Annotated in this window: 20 protein-coding genes; 15 read left to right on the forward strand and 5 right to left on the reverse strand. The window is 53.8% G+C overall.

Annotated features, from left to right (window positions below; all coding sequences use genetic code 11):
- Nucleotides 1-75: 75 nt before the first annotated feature.
- A complete protein-coding gene (locus tag VOI14_RS10815; RefSeq protein ID WP_323752064.1) occupies nucleotides 76-1776 on the forward strand; it encodes an autotransporter assembly complex family protein in 1701 nt (566 codons plus the stop codon).
- A complete protein-coding gene (locus VOI14_RS10820) occupies nucleotides 1773-5543 on the forward strand; it encodes a translocation/assembly module TamB domain-containing protein (RefSeq protein WP_323752065.1) in 3771 nt (1256 codons plus the stop codon). The genes VOI14_RS10815 and VOI14_RS10820 overlap by 4 nt, the downstream gene beginning before the upstream one ends.
- Before the next feature lie 6 nt (nucleotides 5544-5549).
- Here VOI14_RS10820 and VOI14_RS10825 read toward each other — a convergent pair whose 3' ends face one another.
- The 3 genes from VOI14_RS10825 to VOI14_RS10835 are packed head-to-tail and all read right to left on the reverse strand — an operon-like array spanning nucleotide 5550 to nucleotide 7982.
- Nucleotides 5550-6242: an SIMPL domain-containing protein gene (locus VOI14_RS10825; RefSeq protein ID WP_323752066.1), complete on the reverse strand. Its 693-nt coding sequence runs from the start codon at nucleotides 6240-6242 to the stop codon at nucleotides 5550-5552.
- Nucleotides 6243-6244: 2 nt separating this feature from the next.
- The gene (locus VOI14_RS10830; protein WP_323752067.1) at nucleotides 6245-6988 is read right to left on the reverse strand and encodes a type 1 glutamine amidotransferase; all 744 of its coding nucleotides are present in this window, start codon (nucleotides 6986-6988) and stop codon (nucleotides 6245-6247) included.
- Nucleotides 6981-7982 (reverse strand): amidoligase family protein, encoded by a 1002-nt coding sequence (locus tag VOI14_RS10835; RefSeq protein WP_323752068.1) that lies wholly within the window; start codon nucleotides 7980-7982, stop codon nucleotides 6981-6983. Before VOI14_RS10835 ends, VOI14_RS10830 begins: the two co-directional genes overlap by 8 nt.
- Nucleotides 7983-8152: 170 nt before the next feature.
- Here VOI14_RS10835 and lexA point away from each other — a divergent pair, with 170 nt between their 5' ends.
- Complete coding sequence (lexA, locus tag VOI14_RS10840; RefSeq protein ID WP_323752069.1) at nucleotides 8153-8761, forward strand: transcriptional repressor LexA; 609 nt, start codon at nucleotides 8153-8155, stop codon at nucleotides 8759-8761.
- 42 nt (nucleotides 8762-8803) lie between these two features.
- A complete protein-coding gene (locus VOI14_RS10845) occupies nucleotides 8804-9283 on the forward strand; it encodes a cell division inhibitor SulA (protein ID WP_323752070.1) in 480 nt (159 codons plus the stop codon).
- A gap of 24 nt (nucleotides 9284-9307) precedes the next feature.
- Here VOI14_RS10845 and VOI14_RS10850 read toward each other — a convergent pair whose 3' ends face one another.
- Together VOI14_RS10850 and VOI14_RS10855 are read right to left on the reverse strand one after the other, a co-directional pair.
- Complete coding sequence (locus VOI14_RS10850) at nucleotides 9308-9568, reverse strand: hypothetical protein (protein ID WP_323752071.1); 261 nt, start codon at nucleotides 9566-9568, stop codon at nucleotides 9308-9310.
- 63 nt (nucleotides 9569-9631) lie between these two features.
- Entirely contained in the window at nucleotides 9632-10288 is a 657-nt protein-coding gene (locus VOI14_RS10855; protein ID WP_323752072.1) for a DUF6586 family protein, read from the reverse strand.
- A gap of 48 nt (nucleotides 10289-10336) precedes the next feature.
- Here VOI14_RS10855 and VOI14_RS10860 point away from each other — a divergent pair, with 48 nt between their 5' ends.
- The 11 genes from VOI14_RS10860 (at nucleotide 10337) to fliJ (ending at nucleotide 22652) form a co-directional block, all read left to right on the forward strand.
- Nucleotides 10337-11695: a DUF1329 domain-containing protein gene (locus tag VOI14_RS10860; protein WP_323752073.1), complete on the forward strand. Its 1359-nt coding sequence runs from the start codon at nucleotides 10337-10339 to the stop codon at nucleotides 11693-11695.
- A gap of 91 nt (nucleotides 11696-11786) precedes the next feature.
- A complete protein-coding gene (locus VOI14_RS10865) occupies nucleotides 11787-12116 on the forward strand; it encodes an SOS cell division inhibitor (protein WP_323752074.1) in 330 nt (109 codons plus the stop codon).
- A 106-nt stretch (nucleotides 12117-12222) separates the two neighbouring features.
- The gene (locus VOI14_RS10870) at nucleotides 12223-13671 is read left to right on the forward strand and encodes a sigma-54 dependent transcriptional regulator (protein ID WP_323752075.1); all 1449 of its coding nucleotides are present in this window, start codon (nucleotides 12223-12225) and stop codon (nucleotides 13669-13671) included.
- Between the two features lie 206 nt (nucleotides 13672-13877).
- Nucleotides 13878-15116 (forward strand): sensor histidine kinase, encoded by a 1239-nt coding sequence (locus VOI14_RS10875; protein WP_323752076.1) that lies wholly within the window; start codon nucleotides 13878-13880, stop codon nucleotides 15114-15116.
- A 22-nt stretch (nucleotides 15117-15138) separates the two neighbouring features.
- Nucleotides 15139-16575, forward strand: coding sequence for a sigma-54 dependent transcriptional regulator (locus tag VOI14_RS10880; RefSeq protein ID WP_323752077.1), 1437 nt, complete (start codon nucleotides 15139-15141; stop codon nucleotides 16573-16575).
- Between the two features lie 242 nt (nucleotides 16576-16817).
- Nucleotides 16818-17186 (forward strand): flagellar hook-basal body complex protein FliE, encoded by a 369-nt coding sequence (fliE, locus tag VOI14_RS10885; protein ID WP_323752078.1) that lies wholly within the window; start codon nucleotides 16818-16820, stop codon nucleotides 17184-17186.
- 15 nt (nucleotides 17187-17201) lie between these two features.
- A complete protein-coding gene (gene fliF / locus VOI14_RS10890) occupies nucleotides 17202-18917 on the forward strand; it encodes a flagellar basal-body MS-ring/collar protein FliF (protein ID WP_323752079.1) in 1716 nt (571 codons plus the stop codon).
- Nucleotides 18910-19953: a flagellar motor switch protein FliG gene (gene fliG, locus VOI14_RS10895; protein ID WP_323752080.1), complete on the forward strand. Its 1044-nt coding sequence runs from the start codon at nucleotides 18910-18912 to the stop codon at nucleotides 19951-19953. Before fliF ends, fliG begins: the two co-directional genes overlap by 8 nt.
- Entirely contained in the window at nucleotides 19953-20834 is an 882-nt protein-coding gene (locus tag VOI14_RS10900) for a flagellar assembly protein FliH (RefSeq protein WP_323752081.1), read from the forward strand. Before fliG ends, VOI14_RS10900 begins: the two co-directional genes overlap by 1 nt.
- Entirely contained in the window at nucleotides 20806-22209 is a 1404-nt protein-coding gene (gene fliI, locus VOI14_RS10905; protein ID WP_416361410.1) for a flagellar protein export ATPase FliI, read from the forward strand. Before VOI14_RS10900 ends, fliI begins: the two co-directional genes overlap by 29 nt.
- Entirely contained in the window at nucleotides 22209-22652 is a 444-nt protein-coding gene (gene fliJ / locus VOI14_RS10910; RefSeq protein ID WP_323752083.1) for a flagellar export protein FliJ, read from the forward strand. The genes fliI and fliJ overlap by 1 nt, the downstream gene beginning before the upstream one ends.
- Nucleotides 22653-22786: the final 134 nt, after the last annotated feature.

Genomic DNA, 22786 nt, shown 5'->3' on the forward strand with positions numbered 1-22786 from the left:
GTTGGGATACCGGTACACCGTATGGTGCCACCTTTCTTCGTAAAAAAGACGGTTTTCAAGGCTGCAGCGTTCCTCATGCTCTGTATCCCCTCGCTGGTTCTGGCAAATCAGGTTGAAGTGCAAGTTAAGGGCGACCACGATGCTCTGGAAGACAACGCACGGATATTTTTAGGGGAAGTGGAGGGGCGCACCGCTGAAGGTCTGCGTCGATACGCCCCTACGGCAGAGGGCCAGATAAAAGAAGCCCTTCGCGCCTTGGGATACTACAACCCGAAAATCACCTGGAAAGTGAGTGAGGGTGAAAGTGGCGCAGGGCTGGCGGAGTTGCTGTTAACCGTGGACCCCGGGGCTCCGGTTCGAGTTCGCCAGCGTAATGTGGATATTCGCGGGCCCGGATCGAATGATTCTGAGTTCGTTGGTGAACTACCTGCGCGACCGCGGGTCGGCGATGTTCTCAACCATGGAGAATATGACAGCCTGCGAAACAGTATCAGTAACAGAGCCCGGCGGCTGGGTTATTTTGATGGTAAGTTTGAAACTCGGGAACTGAGGGTTGATCCCCCTGAACAGATTGCCGACATCAACCTGAGTTTCGAATCCGGGGAGCGTTATCGGCTTGGGGATGTAACCTTTCTGGAAGGGCACGGGTTCGAACAACAGCTTCTTGAGCAGTATGTGACCTTTGAGCCCGGCGAGCCGTTTCATGCCGGCACGGTGGCTAATCTGAGCCGGGATCTTTCCAATAGTGGTTACTTTTCGGGTGTGGATTTGGATGCCTCACCGAGTGAGGCAGAAGACCGGGTTATTCCTATCAAGATTGGTCTTACCCCTAGAGAGCCTCGTTCAATTTCAGCGGGTGTGGGCTTCTCAACCGATGTGGGGCCCAGATTCCGTGGCACGTGGCGAGAGCATTATATAAACCCCATGGGGCACCGTCGTGGTCTCGATACCGAAGTGTCGAAACTGCGGCAGAGTATTTCTGGTTGGTACGAATTGCCGCTCGATCCGCCTATGACGGATTCCATTCGTTTGAGTACCGGTTATCAGCGTGAGGAAATTGAAAACGTCGCCTCCGAGCGTTTGACCTTGGGGCAGCAGTGGCGTCATCAGCTTGATACGGATTGGATGCAAATCCTAGGATTGCGCTGGGAAGGTGAGCGGTACACCATAGGTGAGGATACTCAGAATACGTCCAGCCTGCTGCTACCCAGTGTCGGTTATTCCAAGCTCCACTCCAACTCCCCACTGGACCCTTCTCAAGGCTATCGCTTGCAGTTTGATGTTACCGGTGCTCACCGAGCGGCGCTGTCAGATGCGGATATTTTGCATGTGAATTTTCTTGCTCGTGGTCTCTATACCTTGGCGGACAATCATCGATTCTTGGCGCGATTCAATTTTGGCGGGGTAGCGACCAACAATTTTGATGACGTTCCGCCGTCTTTGCGTTTCTTCGCCGGTGGTGACCAGACGGTTCGCGGGTACGCTTATGAGTCGTTGTCACCGGAAAATAGCGATGGCGATGTGGTTGGTGGCCGGTATCTGATTGTGGGGAGTGCTGAATACCAGTATGAATTTACGAAGAACTGGCGGCTTGCAGCATTTATTGACGAAGGTAATGCGGTGAACGATGTATTTGATCCTCTAGCGACCGGTGTTGGTATCGGGATTCGTTGGGTAAGTCCTGTTGGGCCGTTGCGACTCGATTTCGCTGAAGGGTTGAATGAGTCCCTTGGCGGCGGCTGGCGGGTGCACTTTTCGATGGGGCCTGAATTGTGAGTGATCAGCTTACAACGACCGACAACCCGCAGAATGAAATAGGCGAAGTGCCACTTCGTCGTCGTTGGTGGTTCTGGTTGTTGATTGTCATCGCGGCGATTGTGTTGTTGCCGTTGATTCTGTTTGGTCTTGTTCTGGTTGCACTCAATACCGATAAAGGTACCGCCTGGACGTTAGAAAAAATTCCAGGCCTGCAGACGGAAGCCGCATACGGTTCATTGTTGGGGCAGTGGCAGGCTGAACGTCTTGAATGGCAAGGCTATGGAATAGGGGTAAACATTCAGTCACCTGAAGTGGACTGGTCCCCAACATGTTTGTTCGAGTTGACCGTGTGTCTGGATACCTTGAAAGCCAGTGGTATTAAGGTCATCGTGCAACCGTCAGATACCGAAGAGAAATCCGGTGGGGGGATAAGCCTGCCAGACATCAACTTGCCCTTGGCGGTGGAAGTCAAAGACGTTGCGCTGGGTGAGCTTACGGTCAATGGTAGTCGGATCTGGGACAGCGTAGCGATAAAAGCGAGTGCGTCTGGCGCCAGCCTTCAGCTTGATCAAGCCTCCTATGTTCTGGGCGATCTTAGCGTAAATGCCAGTGGTTGGGCCGAAATGCGCAGAGATTGGCCGCTGGATCTGAAGGTAAACGTCGACTTGCCTCCGCCCTCCGGAGATTCGTGGTTGGTTGATTTGAACCTTACCGGAAGTGTGCGGGAGTTGAGGATAGACGGGCAAAGTGCCGGCTATCTGGAAGCTAAACTGCAAGGCGCCGCAGAACCCCTTGATGCACGCATACCGGCTCAGCTGAAAATCACGTCGCCGGCCTTCATGGCGCATCACACGCTTCCTCCCACGTTACTGTTGAAAAACTTGGTGTTGAGCTTGGGCGGTTCTTTGGCCAATGGGTTTCAGACCGAAGCTCGGGCGGAGGTTCCCGGTACCACCGGAGATGTTCAAGTTGCTTTAGAGGGGCTGGTTACCACGGAAGCCGCTTCCGATCTGAACCTTGCCCTTTCCGGTCCGGCTACCACGGAGCGACAGGAATCGGGCACCTTCACGGCATCGGGGTATGTGTCCTGGAAAGAGGGACTGCTGGCGAATGCCGACATCAGCCTTGATGCCTTTCCGTGGTTTGCTTTATTGCCTGATGTGCCTGCGCCTCCCGTGGTTTTGGAAACACTGCAAGGCCAGGCAAGTTATCAGGGAGGTAGCTATCAGGCGGATATAGAGGCAAACGTAAAAGGCCCTCAGGGTTCGGCAGAACTGGTTGCCAGTATGGAGGGCGATTCTGAAGCTCTAATCATCAGCCACCTGGAGATGACAACGGGTGCCGGGGCTCTCACGGGGCAGGCGGATCTGGGTTTTTCCGGGCCGCTGTCCTGGCAAGCTGCGCTTGAGCTAAACGGCTTCAACCCTGGGTATTGGCTCCCCGTTCTGGAAGCCAGCCTGAATGGGCGAGTGAACAGTCAGGGGCAATTGCAGAATAGCGGGTTGCCGGTGATGTCAGCGGATTGGGACCTTGCCGGTGTTTGGCAACAGCAGCCCGCAACAGCCAAAGGTACGTTGGCTGGTGACGGCTCCGATTGGACGTTGAAGGATCTGCTCGTCTCGGTTGCCGAAAACAAAGTCACCGGCAGCGGCCATTACGGTACAGGGATCGGCGCTGACTTATCCGTTGTGTTACCAAAACCTGAACTAATCGTGCCCGGTCTGAGGGGCAGGTTGTCCGGCGAACTGAGCGCACAGGGCTCATTGCAAAATGCTCAGGGTCAGTTAAGCCTCAAGGCTGAACAGCTGGCGTGGCGAGACGAAGCACAGGTTGGCCAGTTAGAGGTTCAGGCGAATCTGGGCTCCGGTGAAGTGTTGGATGCGAGCATCAACGCAAGCGAGGTTAAAGCGGCCGGACAGACGTTGGACAAAGTGAACGTTTCAGCTCAAGGCACGCGGGATGATCATGCGCTTTCGCTGGTGGCGAAACACCCGGAGGTTTCGATGTTGCTGGAGCTCGCAGGTGGATTGGGCGAAGCCTTGACGAGTTGGAATGGCGCAATAACTCGTGGTGAAATTGACGTGCCGGAGCCGGGACATCTGTGGGCATTGGACCAACGCACAGAGCTGTCTTACACCGAGCAGGGGGAGCTAAAACTCGGGGAGCACTGTTGGCGCTGGCAAGAAAGCTCAGTTTGCGCCGACGATCAACAGCTCTGGCCAAACCCTGTTATTGGCTATCGTATTAGACAATTTCCCTCGCTTGCATTGGAGCCCTTGCTCCCAGAGACCTTCCGTTGGTCGGCCCTGCTAAATGCCGATGTTGAGGTGGCAATGACCGAGGCGGGCCCGGATGGCCGGGTTGAGATTGATGCCGGTGAGGGCTTCTTTGAATTTCGGGTTCTGGATGATTGGGAAAAGCTGAGTCATCAAGCGCTCACCTTGGAAGCGATGCTCAAGCCTGAGCTGGCCGAGGTTTCGGTGGCTTTAAAAGGCCCGGAATTGGGTGAGTTTTCGACCCAGTTGTCGGTTGATCCGGTATCGGACGAGCGGCCCATTGATGGCACCTTTTCTCTGAAAAATCTGGATCTTGCTTTTGTCTCGGCATTTTCAGGTATTGAGGAGGTGGCTGGTCAGGTTAACGGTGACGGTAAGCTGAAAGGGCCCTTGTTGAAGCCCGCCGTTACCGGTGAATTGGCGCTCACCGGCGGTCGCTTTCAGGACCCGGACTTGCCGCTGCCTATGGAAGATGTGGTGCTTGCCCTTGAGTTTTTAGGTTATACCGCGGATATCAGTGGGCGTTGGCAGAGCAACGATCGCAGTGAGGGCCAGCTGTCAGGAAGCCTGGACTGGCGAGACGAGCCAGAGCTGCTGTTGAACGTGAAGGGGGAGCGGCTACCGGTATATTTTGAACCCTATGCGTCGGTGGAAGTGGGGCCTGATCTCGAAATTCGGTTCCGGAGTGGTGAGTTGTCTGTCTCCGGGCGCGTGGAAGTGCCTCGTGGGAGCATCGAAGTTCAGGCATTGCCAAAGACTGCCGTATCAGTATCAAGCGACGAGGTTATCGTTGGCGTGGAGGCTGAAGAGCCCACGATCCGCACCATGCTTATGGATGTCGTCGTGGTCGTGGGGGAAGACGAAGTGTCTCTGGATGCTTTTGGTCTGACAGGGGAGCTGAAGGGCACTCTGCGAATCGGCAATGATATGGACACCCGCGGTGCACTGCGATTGGTGAACGGTCGTTACGAAGCCTACGGCCAGGATCTCGACCTTCGAACAGCGAGAGTTGTATTCGTAGGCGCGTTGACCGAGCCGTATTTGGATATTGAGGCGGTACGAGAGGTTGATACGGTAGTTGCTGGGATCAGGCTCAGCGGGCCCATCAGCGAGCCAGAAACCGAAGTATTTTCTGAGCCGTCGATGCCGCAAAGCGACGCTTTGTCTTACGTTATTTTGGGTCGACCGCCGCAAGGGCAAGGGGATGAAGGGCAGATGAGCGCTGCAGCCATTTCGCTTGGCCTGACGCAAACCAATGAACTGACACAAAGCATCGGGGACGAATTTGGTATTAAAAACCTGATGCTCGAAGCCGAAGGCTCCGGGGAGACCGCGTCTGTTGTCGCGAGCGGCTATATCACCGATGAGCTGAGTATTCGTTACGGTGTCGGGATTTTCGAGCCGATTACCACAGTCGCTTTGCGCTACGATCTGGGAAGGTACTTTTATTTGGAAGCGGCCAGTGGCTTGGCCGCTTCATTGGATATTTTCTATACCCGGGATTTCTGATTGTCTTTAATCCAGTTCAAACGTCGCGTTAACCATGGCACTGATTTCCTGTGGGCCAACGGCAGACACTGAACCTTCGGAAGCTCTGGCTGAAGACATCATCATCGGGCTAGGGCGCTGTCCGTTGGAGACGTTGATAGTCACAACATCGCCGCAGCTTTTGTCGAGTTGTTTTGCAACAAAGTTGCATTGTGCTTTGGCATCAGCAATGGCGAGTCCAAGTGCTTTCTGTTGCAGTGTCTGTTCCTCGGAATGGAAGAACTGATTTGTGCCCAGGTGATATTGCAGGCCCAATTTTTGGGCTTCTTCCAGCAGTGGGTTAAGGAGTGCAAGGTCGCTGATGGTGAAGCTCACGGTCTGGCTGGCAACCGCAACCTGCTCTTGTTTTTGCCCCTTCTCCTGAATAGGCAGATTGCGGGTGTACAGATTCAGTTCCGCATCCGAGTAATCATCCAGCTGACTTTGTAGCGTGCGAATACCTTTGCGCCATTGCTCCATCATCTTGTGAACTTGCTGGGAAGCCTTTGCTGGTTCGTTATGTTCAGCATTGGCGGTGAAACGTAAACGAGCACTGTCGGGACTGTATGTGACAATACCTTCACCGCTCAGGCTGACTTCACCGGCCGAGGCCAATGCTGGTGCGAAAGCGCCGGCGACAAACACAGCAGCCAGAGCGACCGCTCTTTGTTGGTGTGACATAACTAGTCTCCTTCGTTATTCCATTGCGCGCTTTCGTTTTCAAGGCGCTGAAGCTTTCGTTTGCAGGCCGCTTGTACAAATCGACGAAAAATACGGCGGTGGCCGGAATGATAGAGCAAATATTCGGGGTGCCACTGAACGCCCATCAGCCATTGTTTACCGGTGTTCTCAATGGCTTGAACAAATAGATCGTTGTCGACAGCTGTCACCCTGAGGTCTCGACCCAAGCGTTTGATAGCTTGACTGTGGATGCGATTAACGCCGATTTTCAGGCTGGGCATTAAAGCCGCGAGTCGGCTGCCTAAAACCAGTCTGACGGTTTGTAATGGCAGCAACAGGGGCCTGTGCCTTGTGTTCACCCGCAGGGGCGTTACGTTCTGGCACAGTGAACCGCCGTGAAAAATATTGATGAACTGGGCGCCCCGACAAATACCCAGTACCGGAATGCCGATAGCCTCCGCTTGCTCCAGTAAACGGTAATCGGTGTCGTCCCTTTTCGGATTGTATTTGGCGGTCACTTGCGGCTGTTGACCGTACCGCTCAGGGTGCACGTGAGTGCCACCTGATAGTACGAGCCCATCCAGCAAGGCTACGTTGATTCGAGAGCCGGGGCGTATGTAATGCGTGCGGGCGCCCGATAGCCTCAAGCCGAGACTGATCAGTCTCTGCGCGAGACTGCGTCTGGCGGGCCCGCTAATCCCGATGGTCAGCCCCGGAATGTCTGTTTCGGTTTCCGTGTTAGACATAACCGTGTTCTTGGAGCCATTGATGTGTGGTTTCGGTCCAGGAATGGGTCAGATTATGGAAACTGAGTTCTTGAGCGTCACGGAACTGCTTCCGAACTGTCGCCAAGTCCTTCGCGTTATTTGCTAGTTGCTCCAATACCACCCAGTCATTCCAGACACTGGAAAAATGCCAGTTCGGGTTGTCGATGTCGCAATCAGGCAGTCGGTAATGCAGAGTCGGGCGGCTTTTGATTCGTGGGTCTACAACATAGTCGGCCAGGAGATCTGCATCGAGGTGCGCAAACAGTGGCAGCAAATCTAGAGCCCGATTACGGCTTGGATTGCTTTCGAGGTAATCGGTCATCAAGCCCTTGAGATCGGGCTCATAGTCATCCCGCATCAGCTTTTCCGTGTATTTATTGCTCCAGGGTTCGATGTAAGTGGTGAACTTACGGCTGATGTCAATTTGATGCCGTGACTTGAGCCAGTCGTACAGCACCGCGAACGCCTGCAAGTAACGCACAATTGTGCCGGGCTCCAGATCGGGCAGTTCAGGATTGAGCTGAAGGCCGAAGGCGAAATAGATCGCTTCGCGACTGCCCAGTGCGCCAAGGTCCCGGAGCTCGTCCACTAGGGTTTCCATGGTATGCAGTTTCGACAACGGCAGAGGCGGCCCAACAATCTCCAAAGGCACAATTTTCTCAGCGGCGAAATCGATCGCATCCATGGCATGGGAAGCAAGTTCCCGGATGGATGTTGGTAGCCCTTCGTCGGCGAGGTTGAGGTCTTTAATCGGATCTGAGTCTAGCTCGATCGTATAAGCCCCATCTTCCGTGTTGATGTTGGTTACATAACGGGACTGAAGTTCCGCTTTGCCACCAAGTAAGCGGCTGGCATGCTCTATAAGTGCATCATAACTAAGCCCAGATAGCTCGATTTCTACACCAACCTTTCGTTCGCTTCCATCTGTGGTGTGGGCGTTGACGGGCATATTGCTGAGTTGTGAAGAGCTCATAGTATGTCGTGTTTCCTGTGGGGACTTTGTGCCTAACCTTAACACAGAGGTCTGTCGTTGCCCGTTACTGTCCATAAATGTTCTATTGCAGACTTTACACTGGATAAAACACTGTATATAGTCAAATCACTGTATAAAAAACCAGTCATCAATATCCGGAGTGTTCCAACATGAAACTAACCGCCAGGCAGTCCCAGGTACTGGATATTATCCGGCGTTATCTTGATGAAACTGGCTATCCGCCAACTCGCGCAGAGATTGCTGCAGAGCTGGGTTTTCGTTCCGCGAATGCCGCTGAGGAGCACTTGAGAGCTCTGGCGCGAAAGGGCGCGATAGAAATGGTCCCCGGAGCCAGCCGTGGCATTCGGTTGCCCGAAGCCGAGCCCGATTTGGGTTTGCCTGTAATTGGTCAAGTTGCTGCCGGTAGCCCGATTCTGGCGCAGGAGCATGTCGAAGATCATTGCGCACTCCAGCCGAGTTTCTTTTCACCGAAGGCGGATTATCTGCTGCGGGTGAGAGGCATGAGTATGAAAGACATCGGCATCCTTGATGGTGACTTGCTGGCGGTTCACCGGACTCAAGACGTTCACAACGGTCAAATTGTTGTGGCGCGTGTGGGTGACGAGGTCACCGTTAAACGGTTTCGTAAGGAAGGCGATAAAGTTTGGCTCATTGCCGAGAACGAAGAATTTGGTCCCATCGAAGTTGATCTGGCTGAGCAGGAACTTTATATCGAAGGGCTGGGTGTTGGCGTCATTCGGCGCTCCGAGTTGCACTGATAACTAGAAAGTCGACACGTGAAAAACGCAGGTAGGTGAGTGATGGAACAGTTGAGCTTCAATCATAATAGGGCGTTTCAACCCGCGGCTGTAGTCTCGGCGCATGCAGCTTCATCGCGCTATCAGCGGCCTGAACCTCGTCGCTCGACATCTGGGCAGGCTGATTTTCGAGGTAACGTAACTGAGATCATTCTTCCGGAAGGTCAGGTCGAGAACTTTCAGTTGCTGTTACCCATGTTGACTCAGCTGAATCAAGAGAAGCGTTGGCTGGCCTGGATAGATCCGCCTCAATCATTGGTAGGGAAGTGGCAAAATATGCACGGCATCGTTACTGGTGAGATTTTGGTGCTGCGCTCAACGCCTGAGATTCCGGCTCAACAGCTGGCTGAATTGGCGCTGGGTGCGGGAACTTGCCATGCGGTTGTGTTGTGGACTAATAAACTGGCGCGCTCCGCTTTCGAATCGCTTCAAAAAGCCTCTGCGAAAGGAAATAGTCACGGAGTTGTGCTGCGCCAGAGGTGATTACCTGAGAGTTAGGGTGATCCGTTAGTGCAGTGTGTAATGAGGTTGGGCGTCGCCAAACTCGTCTTCCTCTTCATCCCAATCAACAGCCTGAGAAACAGTGCCGGTAGCCTCTATGCCTGCAGCGATCATGGCTTTTGCGATGCTCATGTCCTGATCAGCCATCATTTCCTTCGCTTCTTGTGAGAAGGAAATGCGGACCAACGGTGCTGCATCGTCATCAACGCGACGTAAAGCGTAGTCGCCGTTTGGCAGTTCAACGATCTCAAAAAACGATGGTGACATTCTTTAGGCCTTTACTTAGTGCGATGTGTTCGTGGGTCGTGCTCAGTAGTTCTGGAGCCGTGATTACCATTCGCTATGTCTATCTTCCACAGCTCGGGCAAAATCCGTCATGGCTGTCAGGGTTTTTTGTAAGCCCTTAGCCGAGCGATCAGCTACATCCTCTGTTGAAATCGCAATAATGTTGTCAGCGGATACCGTCTTTTTCGGTACCGGAGGCTGCTTCAATGCTTTTTCAAGTTGCACAAGGTGATTCCACCAACTGGAGGGAATGCTTTGTAGAGTTTCTAAATCCTCGAGATCTTGGGTCTCATACGAGATTCTAGCCTTGAGCTCCTCAAGTGACAGCGGCTCAGCGTCTTTCTGCTGATGATATTGCGCAACCATGACCAGCAAAGTGCTTCGAGCGCGCAGTAAGAGCTCGATAGCGCCCTGGGTTATAGCTTCTTTTAAGATCGCCGTTTGAGGGTTAATTTGCGCCTGCTCAATAGGTTGATCCAGCTGTGAGAGTAATATCTTGGCCAGATACAATTTTTGAGAAGTTATTGAGTACCATTGAGACGCCATAGTTGACCCACGCAGGATTAAGTCTATCCAATAAAAGAAGCCGACCAGTGTACCATTTTTAAACAGGCTTTTCCTCCTGCTCTGACCTGCAGCTAGACACAAGAAGCTACAAAGAATTCCTTGAAACGGGCGTTTGAATTTGGCAAAAAGGGCCACTTGGGGTAATTCATGGATGCCCGAATGATCATTGTTGGAGGTTAAGGGATGCGAAACCGATTGTTGGCAGCGGTCACTATTGCTGCGCTGAGTGTGTCCGGTTCCGCGTGGGCCACGGTGGCCCCAGAGGAAGCGAAGCGGTTAAAGGATGAGTTAACACCGGTTGGAGCGGTGAGGGCGGGCAATGACGCCGGTACTATTCCTGCCTGGAAGGGTGGTTTGGCAACACCCCCGGCGAACTGGGAAGAGGGAACGGTTGAAATCAATCCCTTCCCCGAAGATGAGCCACTATTCGTGGTAACTCGGGAGAATTTGGATCTATACCGGGACAAGCTCATAGACGGCCATGCTCAAATGCTTGAGCAGTACGGTCCCGATTTTTTCATGCCGGTGTATAAAACCCGGCGTACGGCGGCATTTCCCGAAGCGGTTTACCAAAAATCTTACGAAAACGCCTTGAATGCCGAACTGTTGGATAATGGCAACGGCGTCCGTAACACCATTATGACCAGTCCGTTCCCGATTCCGAAAAACGGATTGGAAGTTATCTGGAATCATATTCTCCGGTATCGGGGAGAAGAAGTTTCTTTCCGAAGTGGCTCTGCCACGCCCCAGCGAGATGGGGCGTTCAACCCGGTGGTTAATCAGTACGACTATTTCTTCGCGTATAGCCGGCCCGGGGCGGACCTTGCCGACATCGATAACAAGATTTTCTACCTCAAAACAGACACGCTAGAGCCCAGCACTTTAGCGGGTACCATTACCCTCGTGCATGAGACTCTGGATCAGGTACGTTCACCACGTTTGGCGTGGAGATATGATTCCGGCTCACGTCGCCTCCGCCGTTCACCTAATTTGGCGTATGAAACGGATCTCCCGAACTCGTCGTCTTTGCGGTCGGTGGATCAGAAAGATATGTATAACGGCGCTCCGAACCAGTATGACTGGGAACTTAAAGGCAAACGTGAACTGCTGGTGCCGTACAATGCCTACAAGCTGCACGACGCCGATGTTCGCCCTGATGATGTGATTCGCGCTAACCACATTAACCAGCAGCTGGCTCGTTATGAGTTACATCGTGTCTGGGTAGTAGAAGCTAAGCGTCGCACAGGTATCCAGCACATATACGCTCGCCGAGTTTTCTACATTGATGAGGACAGTTGGCAGATTCTTGCGTCTGAGGAATACAACGAAAAAGGCGAACTGTGGCGTGTTTCTGAAGCGCACAATATTAGCTATTACAGTCAGCCGGTGTTCTGGACTACTATGGAAATGACGTACGACCTCAAAGCTCAGCGTTATTACATTGATGGTCTGGATGACGGCTACCCAGCTTACGATTTTGCGCCCGGGTATCGTCGAAACGAATTTACCGCTTCTGCAGCCCGCCGGGCGGCGCGCCGGTAAATGGCTACCTCAAGCCGCTACCCGGCTGGGTAGCGGCTGTATTGCTGGTTTCGCCAGATCTTCTCGCATCAACTCTATAGGTGACCTAGCCGTGGCTAATCCAGACGTTCTTCTGGCAGATCTAGATTCATTGCAAGAACAACTTGAGGTGGCACTCGCAGCAGAAGATTGGAACGCACTGATTGTTCTCAATCAACAGGTGAAACCCATTGTTGATCCTTTAATGGATGCAATGGAGCAGGGGGCCGTTTCGCCTACGCAGGTTAAGCAGCGTTTGGAAGCCCTCAATCAGTTGGTAGAAATCGCGGGGCAGGGGGCAACCAAAGCCCGGGATGAAGCTCGAGAATCGCTTCAAGGCGTCAATCAAAACCGCAATGCGGCAGCTGCCTACGCCAAGGTTTCAACCAACCGACCAAAGTAGCTTCAGGTTTTCTTAGGGTAAGATGAGGTGCCAGTGTCATAAAATTGACTCCCGGCCGAAGACAGTCTTAAATACGGCTCAAATCCTCCGACAGAGATCTCCGTGAATGCCTCAAAATAACACAGTGCTGGTGCTCAGCAACGACGAAGCCAGACGACGTGATCTGATCACCATTCTGGAATTTGTGGGTGAAGAGCAGATTGTCGCCGGTGACGAGGCTATGGCATTTTTGCAGTGTGGGGAGGCTGATCAAATAGGCCTTGCATCCGTTGCGGTTGTTCATGGTGAAGATGCGGATGCCAAGACCGTTATTGCGTCCGTTTGTGAATCAACACCGGGACTGCCGATTCTTCTGGTGGGCGACCTCGATGCGACGGGATTGCCGGAGGATCATGCCTCTCGTTTAATTGCGCACATGGAATGGCCGCTGAACTATACAAAGTTTGTTGATTCTTTGTATCGCGCGCAGATATACCGTGATCAGTTCAGTCGTACTCTGGATCGTGGCATGCAGCGGGGCGTTCAGCTGTTTCGAAGTTTGGTGGGTACCAGCCGGCGCGTGCAACAGGTTCGCCAGTTGATGGGGCAGGTGGCTGATAAAGACGTCAGTGTTCTGATCACAGGTGAATCCGGTACCGGTAAAGAGGTCGTTGCCCGCAACTTACACTATCACTCCTCGCGCCGTGACAAACCGTTTGTGCCGGTCAACTGTGGCGCCATTCCTGCCGAGCTTTTGGAGAGTGAACTGTTCGGTCATGAAAAGGGTGCCTTTACCGGAGCGATCACCTCCCGGGTTGGCCGCTTTGAACTTGCCGAAGGCGGAACCTTGTTCCTGGACGAGATCGGCGACATGCCGCTCAATATGCAGGTCAAGATTTTGCGGGTCCTGCAGGAGCGGACCTTTGAGCGGGTAGGTAGCAATCGGACTCAATCTGCCGATGTTCGTATCATCGCGGCTACCCACAAGAATCTCGAGGATATGATTGAGTCCGGCGATTTCCGGGAAGATCTGTACTATCGCCTGAACGTTTTTCCCATCGAAATGCCGGCACTGAGAGACCGCGTGGAAGATCTTCCGCTGTTGATCAACGAATTGATCTCCAGAATGGAAAAGGAAAAACGAGGCTCCCTTCGAATGAACTCGGCGGCGATCATGAGCTTGTGCCGGCACGACTGGCCGGGCAACGTCAGGGAGTTGGCTAACCTGGTGGAGCGGCTTGCCATTATGCACCCCTATGGTGTGATCGGTGTGCAAGAGTTGCCGAAGAAGTTCCGTTACGTGGATGATTACGATGAGAATCGTTCGGTAGAAGATACCGGTATGCCATCCGCCATTCCGGGGTTGGTTGGGCTCGATTCGCCCGCACTGCTTCCGGTAAACGGCATCGACCTTAAGGATTATTTGTCCAGCCTGGAGCGCCAGCTCATTCAGCAAGCGTTGGATGAGGCCTCTGGTGTTGTGGCGAGGGCGGCTGAAAAGTTGCGGATTCGGCGCACAACGCTGGTCGAAAAAGTTCGTAAGTATGGCCTCAGGGACGACGCCGCAGAATCCTGATTCCCTCCTCAGTGCAGTGTCAAAGGTTTGAGTCCTTTGGCATTGCCCTGCTTTGTAAGCGACGGAAAACCGTCATTGCCCCTTTCTTGTTTTTCCTTTCTTGTTGAAATATAAGAAGAATTTAAATCTGGCACATTCTTAGCTTGGCTGACTCTAAATGATACATCCGGGTGTTCTGGTCGCGAGGCCGGTCTCAGGGGGAAGTTATGAGTCAGGTACAGTTTGTCGTCGAATCGGTTCAGTCCGATACAGCTCCGAATGCGGCCGCTGATGTGAATGACAAAGTCACATCGTTGTTTCCGCAGCAGGATGACGAGGCGGTAGGTTCGGCTCTGGATTTGTTTAACCAAATGTCGCGCCAGATCACTGATTCCTATCGGACGCTTGAGTCTCGAGTGAACCAATTGTCGGGTGAACTCACCCAGGAATCGCGGCAGCGTCAACAAGAGTTGGAAGAAAAAGAGCAGTTGGCGGATCGCCTGTCGACACTGTTGAAGGCTTTGCCTGCCGGCGTTGTGGTTTTAGATGAGCGCGGCGTGGTCAGTCAGTGTAATCCGGCAGCGCTTGCGCTTTTGGGTGAACCCCTGGAAGGGGAGCGTTGGATTGATGTAATCAGCCGGTGCTTTTCACCTCGCAGTGACGATGGTCACGAGGTGTCCTTGAAAGATGGTCGCCGGGTCAGTATCGAAATACGGACCATGGAAAATCAGCCCGGCCAGCTCATTCTGCTTACCGACCTCACGGAAACCCGCCAACTTCAGTCCCAATTGGCCCATGCTCAGCGCTTGTCGGCCATGGGGAAAATGGTGGCTTCGTTGGCGCATCAGATTCGTACACCGCTCTCCGCTGCGATTTTATACGGTGGCCACTTGGGACAACCGGACCTTGATGAAGAAATGCGCCAGCGCTGCGCTTCTCGGCTTATGTCCCGACTTAGTCACCTTGAGCATCAGGTCCGGGATATGCTGATTTTTGCGAGAGGTGAAACCCGTCTGGCGGAAGAATTGCCTGTAGAGACTTTGAATGGTGCTTTAGAAGCGGCCGTTGATGGTTTAAAGCTCGACGCGGGAATCACCGTTTCAGTCACCAGGGAGATCGGTGAGTCGTGCAGCCTGATGTGCAACCGTGATGCTCTCGTAGGCGCCTGTATGAATTTGGTTAACAACAGTCTGGAAGCGGGCGCGACGGATGTCGCTTTACACCTTGCCGCTTCGGCGGACGGCTTGGAAATTCGGGTGCAGGATAACGGGCCGGGCTTCGAGTCTGAGCAGACGCACAAAATGCTGGAAGCTTTTTACACCACCAAGTCCCACGGTACCGGGTTGGGTTTGGCGGTAGTTCAGGCTGTGGTTAAGGCTCACCGTGGTGAGTTTTCGATCCAATCTGCGGGTCAGAGTGGGGCCGTTGCAATCATGCGGTTACCAACGCTGGCCGGTCGGGTTTAAAGAATAGGTGGAGGCATTAATCATGGCAAGGGCTCGTATTCTCATTGTGGAAGATGACCGGGATCTCAGGGAAGCGCTGGTAACAACACTGGAACTGGCCCGGTATCGAGTTTGTGAGGCCGCTAATGCTGATGAGGCCCTCGCCAGTTTGGCGCGTACTCCGGTTGATATGGTGATCAGTGACGTCAATATGCCGGGGTTGTCCGGTCACGAGTTGTTGGGTGAAGTGCAGCGTTTATACCCAGGGTTGCCGATGATGTTGATTACGGCCTACGGTCAGATCAGTCATGCGGTTTCCGCCATGCAGTCGGGTGCGATCGACTACCTTGTTAAGCCGTTTGAGCCACAGGTGTTGGTTGAGGCGGTTAGCAAAGTGGTGGGCGGGGCGCGTCAAGCGTCGGGTGATCAGCCGATAGCGGAAGATCCGATCAGTAAGCGCATGTTCCAGCTCGCTACCAAAGTGGCGGCCAGCGATTCAACGGTAATGATTTCGGGTGAAAGTGGTACCGGCAAAGAGGTGCTGGCGCGTTTTATTCATGAACAATCTCCGCGTGCGGACAAGCCGTTTGTCGCCATTAACTGCGCAGCTATCCCGGAGAACATGCTGGAAGCAATGCTGTTTGGTCATGAAAAAGGTGCATTTACCGGCGCTGTCGCGACTTCGCCGGGTAAGTTTGAGCAAGCGAATGGCGGCACCATTCTGCTGGACGAAATTTCGGAAATGGAGCTCGGCTTGCAGTCCAAATTACTGCGAGTCCTGCAAGAGCGGGAAGTAGAGCGCGTAGGTGGCCGTAAGACTATCCCTCTGGATGTGCGGGTGCTGGCGACTACCAACCGGGATCTGGGGGATTATGTCCGTGAGGGCAAATTCCGCGAAGACTTGTATTACCGTTTGACGGTGTTCCCGATGCGCTGGCAGCCGCTGCGTGAACGGCCGCTGGATATCATGCCGTTGGCGAAATCGATCCTGAAAAAGCATTGCCGAAAAATGAAACTTACCGGCATCAGTTTTGCGGATGATGCTCGCAAAGCCATGACCAGCTATAGCTGGCCGGGTAACGTGCGTGAATTGGATAACGCGCTGCAGCGCGCGTTGGTCCTGCATCAAGGCAATGTGATTCACGCGGGCGATCTGTGTCTGGAAATGGGTATTACCGGGGCTGCCGATTCGGCACCGCTTAGCGTTCACCAGAGCGTTCCTGTTCCCACTACCGAGTTGTCGTCGCCATCAAGCGAGATGGTTGAGGATATCGGGCAAGCCGGAGATGCGGGTGGTTCCTTGGGTGGTGATCTACGCCAGCAAGAATTCCGTATGATCATTAAGGCTTTGAAAAACGAAGGTGGTCGCCGAAACCGTGCGGCCGAGCAATTGGGGATTAGCCCGCGTACTCTGCGCTACAAACTGGCCCAGATGCGCGATGCCGGCATCGATCTGGATGCTGAGCTTGCCTTGGCCTGAGCGTGCATCCCCGTCTTGTGTGTTAACTCTTTCAGGCACCCTTTCTGGGTGCCGTTTTTTTGTCTGCGGTATGTTGTGAATAGTTGTGGCAGTCAAAATCCCGTCAAAAGTTTGCCTTGGCCCTTTTTTCGTTTTCTTAATTTAATGAAATTAAAGTAAAAATTGGTTTTGGCCTGCAGTTTGCTTTGTTTTCGGTATAGAACGAATAACTGATACCCCGTTGGGGTAGCCGGGAGAGTAAAATGGTCCAGCGTGCTGACATAAACAATGTTCTGTCCGAGATTCGGAATCTGCGATCGCAAATGGTGCAGAATCAGCGTATCGATCAGGATCAGTCTGTGCGTGGCCAGGTGGATGGCCCACGGTCGGTTCAGGAAACCAAAGAAGTTCCCAGCTTTAACGATATGCTGGGCAAGGCCGTTAATGGCGTGAACGAAGTACAGAGTCAGGCCAATGAACTGCGCACAGCCTATGAAATGGGTGATCCCAATGTTGATATCACGCGGGTGATGATTGCGGCCCAGAAATCAACAGTGTCTTTTGAAGCTCTGACTCAGGTGCGAAACCGGGTAGTAAGAGCCTATGAAGACATTATGAATATGCCGATCTGATAACGGAGCAGTAGCATGGCAAGCTTACCCGCAGAAACCAACGCCTCCGGTCTGCCGACTTCTCAGGATTCCGGTACATCCGAATCCCGCAGCGATATGCTGCTTGGGTTCAATCGCCTGAACCTGTTGCGACAGGTTGGTTTGATGGTTGGATTGGCGGCCAGCGTGGCACTGGGCTTTGCCGTGGTGCTTTGGGCTCAGGAACCTAACTATCAGCCGGTTGTGGGGGATTTGTCAGCTTACAACCCTCAGGACGTCACCAGCATTCTTGATAGCAGCGGTATTGATTACAAAATGGATACGCGCACCGGCGCATTGTTGGTGCCTTCCGAGCAGGTTTATGACGCTCGGCTCAAGCTGGCTGCAGAAGGGGTCACCGACCGGAAAACCATTGGCTACGAACTTCTCGACCAAGAACGTGGGCTGGGTACTTCCCAGTTTATGGAAACCATCAGCTACCGTCGCGGCCTTGAAGGCGAATTAGCCCGAACCATTGCCAGTATGCGCGGTGTTCGAAATGCCCGAGTCCACCTGGCGATTCCCGAGCGTTCTGTTTTTATTCGGGATGCCCGTGCGCCGAGTGCTTCGATTTTTCTGGAAGTCTTCGCTGGTCGTCGTCCGGAGCAGGAACAAATCCGTGCGATTGTGAATCTGGTTGCCGGTAGCATCCCGATGATGAACCGTGATCAGGTCACCGTGGTCGATCAAAATGGTAATTTGCTGACCGGAGAGGAAGCCAACCTCAAAGCCGATACCGATCGAATGAAAGATCAGTATGAGTACACCAGTCGGGTTGAAGAGCGCTTGTCGCGTCGTGTTGCCTCTCTTATTTCACCCATCGTGGGTGATGGCCGTTATCGTGCAGAAGTCTCCGCCGATCTGGATTTCTCTGCGGTCGAACGGGCGGAAGAGCTTTACAACCCGGAACAGCAGGCCATTCGCAGTGAGCGTGAACTCACCGAACAGCGTGGTGCAGGTAACCTGATGTCTGGCGTGCCGGGAGCGTTGTCAAACCAGCCTCCAGGCAGCGCGACGGTGCCTGAAGTCGCGGGCGCTGCGGTTGATGAAAATGGCGATCCCATTGCGCCGCCGGTGAACGTGCGTAAAGAAGCGACCCGAAACTACGAGATTGACCGTACTGTCAGTTATACCCGCCAAGAGCTTGGCGCAGTGAAGCGCGTGACGGTCGCGTTGGCTGTTGACGATATGAAAGTCATGGACCCGCAAACGGGCGACGTGAGTTATGAGCCATGGCCGGAGGCAGAGCTGCAACGTTTGGCTATGCTGGTGCGCGATGCGGTAGGTTACTCCGCGGAACGGGGTGACAGTGTGACCGTAATGAATACCCCCTTCGCGCCGGAGGAAACCGTAACATTCGAGCAGCCTGGTTTTTGGGAGCAGCCATGGTTCTGGGATTTGATGAAACAGGTTCTGGCTGGTCTGGTGGTTTTGATTCTGGTATTGGGCTTGTTGCGTCCAACGTTGAAAGCGTTATCAGGTGGTGGAGAGCGCGATCGAGAGCTCGGCTCTGATGGTGACGACTACGGTTCGATAGACGGTATTGAGGGTGACAGGGCTCTGCAAAATGCCATGGCCTCGCAGGGTGATCTGCTGTTGCCCGGCGCGACAGACAGCTATGATAGACAGTTGAATGCACTCAAAGGCCTGATTGCAGAAGATCCTAGCCGGGTTGCACAGGTCATGCGCCAGTGGGTGAACGTCGATGACTGAACAAAATGCTGGACAGGGACAAGTCTCTGCCAAAGCTCCGCAACGTAAAATCTCCCGCGTCGAGCAGGCTGCGATCTTGCTGATGTCGCTGGGTGAAAGCGATGCTGCAGAAGTGCTAAAACACATGGGCCCGAAAGAGGTTCAACGTGTGGGTGTCGCCATGGCGCAAATGCAAGATGTCACGAAGGACGAGGTTACCTTCGTGCTGAACCAGTTTGTCGATGCTGTGGGTGGGCAGACTGGGCTTGGTGTAGGTAACGATGACTACATCCGCGCCATGTTGACTCAGGCTCTTGGCGACGACAAAGCGGCCAGTCTGATTGATCGCATTTTGGTGGGTGGCAATACCACTGGCCTTGATACCCTTAAGTGGATGGAGCCCAGGGCGGTTGGTGACATTATCCGTTATGAGCACCCGCAGATTCAGGCCATCGTCATTTCTTATCTTGATCCAGACCAGTCTGCTGAAATTCTGGCAACGCTTGACCCTAAAGTCCGGCTTGATGTGGTGATGCGTGTGGCTTCTCTGGAAACGATTCAGCCGCAGGCTCTGCAAGAGCTCAACAGCATTCTTGAAAAGCAGTTCTCGGGCGGAGCCGCCGGTCAGGCCAGTCGCATTGGTGGTGTCAAACGCGCCGCAGATATCATGAACTTTATGGATCGGTCGGTTGAGGGAAGTCTGCTGGATTCCATCAAGGACATGGACCCAGATTTGGCGACGACGATCGAAGACCTTATGTTTGTCTTTGATAATCTCAAGGATGTGGACGATCGAGGTATTCAGGCTCTGCTTAGAGAAGTCTCGTCCGAGGTGCTGGTGGTTGCACTTAAGGGCGCAGATGAAGCCGTGAAAGACAAGATCTTCGCAAATATGTCCAAGCGAGCGGCGGAATTGCTTCAGGATGATCTGGAAGCCAAAGGGCCGGTTAAGGTGAGTGAAGTTGAAAGCGCTCAAAAAGACATCATTACTGTGGCCCGCAGAATGGCCGAAGCCGGCGAAATATCGCTGGGTGGTGCCGGTGAAGAAATGATGTGATGAAAAAATCCGATCAGGACGACAAGCTTATCCCGAAAGAGAACCTGACTGCTTGGGAGCGGTGGGAATTGCCTTTGCTGGATGAGCAAGGTAATCAGGTTGCCCGAGAGGAAGAGGTCAAGCCGCTGACGGCGGCTAACCTGCAGGAAATTCGGGAGGCCGCGCGGGAAGACGGCTATCGAGAAGGTCGAGAAGCGGGTTATCAGGAAGGTTTTGCTCAGGGGCGTGCAGAGGGCCACGCAGAGGGTCTTGCAGCGGGTGACGCCGAAGGCCGAGAGCTTGGACGTCAACAAGCGGCGGAGGCTATTCAGCAAGAAAATGCAGCCCGCATGGCGCGCCTGGATCAAGTGCTCGGGGAGTTGTTGCTCCCGATCGAGCGCCATGAAGCAGAGCTGGAATCGGCGCTCGTGAATCTGACGACTGTGCTGGCCAGAGCGGTGGTATATCGGGAGCTGAGTATCGACACCTCCCAGATTCGCGAAGTTGTCCGCAAAGCTCTCAAAGCTCTTCCGTCAACCGCAGACAATGTACGGGTATACATTCACCCAGACGATGTTCAGGCTGTTAGCGAAGTGGCTGAGCGTTTGGAAGCCCAGCCTTCGATCGTTCAAGATGACAGTTTGATGCCCGGCGGTTGCAGAGTGGAAACTCGAAACAGTCTGGTGGATTACACGGTCGAGAAACGATTTCAGCGCGCAGTTCAGGGGATGCTGGAAGAACAGGTGGCCGGCGCCGAGACCACCGAAAACGAGCAAGCCGACGTTGCGATGGGCGAGTTGACCGATTTTCATCGAGAGCTGCTCAGCGACGCCGAGAACACTGCCGCTGCAGCGCCGGATCTCGGCAAACAGGATGATGGTGATGACCTCCCGACTGGCTGACCGACTTGATCAACTACAGGCTGCCATCGGACGCGAGCCGGAGCCTGAACTTTCAGGTCGCTTGACCCGGATGGTGGGCCTGACGCTTGAGTGCGTAGGTTGCCCGATGGTGGTCGGTGATCGCTGCGTGATTGAAGGCCAGGGCACAGGGCGTGTCGAAGCCGAAGTCGTTGGGTTCGAAGAAGATAAAGTCTACCTCATGCCTCTTGCCGCCATCGAAGGTCTCAAACCTGGCGCCAGAGTGATTCCTCTCTCTTCCGCGAGTCGAGTGCCGGTTGGTCCTCAGATGTTAGGGCGGGTACTCAATGGTGCCGGCGAAGCACTGGATGGAAAGGGGCCGCTTCAGGCCGAAGCTCGTGTGCCACTAAGTGGTGACATTATAAACCCCCTTCATCGAGCGCCAGTGCGCGAATCGATGGACGTGGGCATTCGTGCGATCAACTCGCTTCTCACAGTCGGCCAAGGCCAGCGGTTGGGTCTGTTTGCCGGTAGTGGTGTGGGTAAAAGTATGTTGCTGGGCATGATGACCCGGTTTACGGATGCGGATATTACGATCGTCGGCTTGATCGGTGAGCGGGGCCGCGAAGTTAAAGAATTTATTGAGGATATTCTCGGTGACGAAGGTTTGGCGCGCTCCGTTGTCGTTGCCTCTCCGGCAGATGATTCGCCGTTGATGCGCTTACGCGCCGCCATGTTGACCACGCGAATAGCCGAATACTATCGAGATCAGGGCAAGCGGGTATTGTTATTGATGGATTCGCTGACCCGTTACGCCCAGGCTCAGCGAGAAATAGCCTTGGCGGTGGGAGAGCCGCCGGCAACCAAAGGGTATCCGCCATCCGTGTTCGCCAAATTACCTCAGTTGGTGGAACGTACTGGTAATGGCCGCCCGGGCGGTGGTTCTATCACGGCGTTTTATACCGTGCTGACCGAGGGTGATGACCAGCAAGACCCGATTGCCGATGCCGCCAGAGCCATACTGGATGGCCATATCGTGCTGTCCCGTCGGCTGGCGGAAGAGGGTCACTATCCGGCGATTGATGTTGAAGCCTCCATTAGCCGGGTTATGCCGCAAGTGACACAGGCCGATCATTTCTCAAGAGCTCAACGCTTCAAGCAGGTTTACTCCCGTTACCAGCAAGCTCGTGATCTCATCAGTGTCGGGGCCTACGTTAAGGGCTCTGACCCTGAAACCGATTTTGCCATCCAACACATTGCCACTATGCGGCAATTTCTTCAGCAGGAGCTGAATGAAAGCGCACCTTTGAACGAAAGCATTGAACAGCTACTTGCTGTTGTGCCGGAGCGCCGTTCCCCTGAACGTGTAAAGAGCCCCGCACCCGCACCCGCGTCGGCTGACCGGAGTAACGGCTGATGCTGCGTTCAAAGCGGCTGGAGGTTGTGCTGACGCTGGAACAGCGCAAAGAGAGTGAAGCTCTTGATCGTTTAGGCGAGGTTCGAAAACAGCTCGAAGCACATAAAGAGCAAGTCGAGAATCTGGAACGCTACCAGCAAGAGTATCGGGAGCAGATTCGGGCGAGTCAGCAAGGTGTGGTTTCGGTTGCACGATTACAGGCATGGCAGGCCTTCATTGGTCAGCTTGATCAGGTTATTGCTCAGCAGCAGCGCCAGCTACAGCAAGCCGAACAGCTATTTGAGGCCCGACGGCTGGAATGGTTGCAGGCGTGGGAGCGAAAGCGCGGAATGGAGCGGTATATCGAGACCTGTCGTCAGCAAGAGCATCAGGCCCAGGATGCAAAAGAACAAAAACTGGCTGATGAAGCGGCTGGCAGAGCTTTTGCCCGACGCCAACGTTGAACCTACCTGAATGTCTCCTCTACATCAGCAGCAGCCAGTGCATTTCCTCTAATCTTGTCTATCCTTAGTCTGATACCACCGTGGCAGAGTAAGGAGCAGCGATGATCGTTAAGCGAAAGGTCACAGAGGAAAGC

The sequence above is a fragment of the Marinobacter sp. genome (assembly GCF_034669625.1).
In the GTDB taxonomy this organism is placed as follows: Bacteria; Pseudomonadota; Gammaproteobacteria; order Pseudomonadales; family Oleiphilaceae; genus Marinobacter.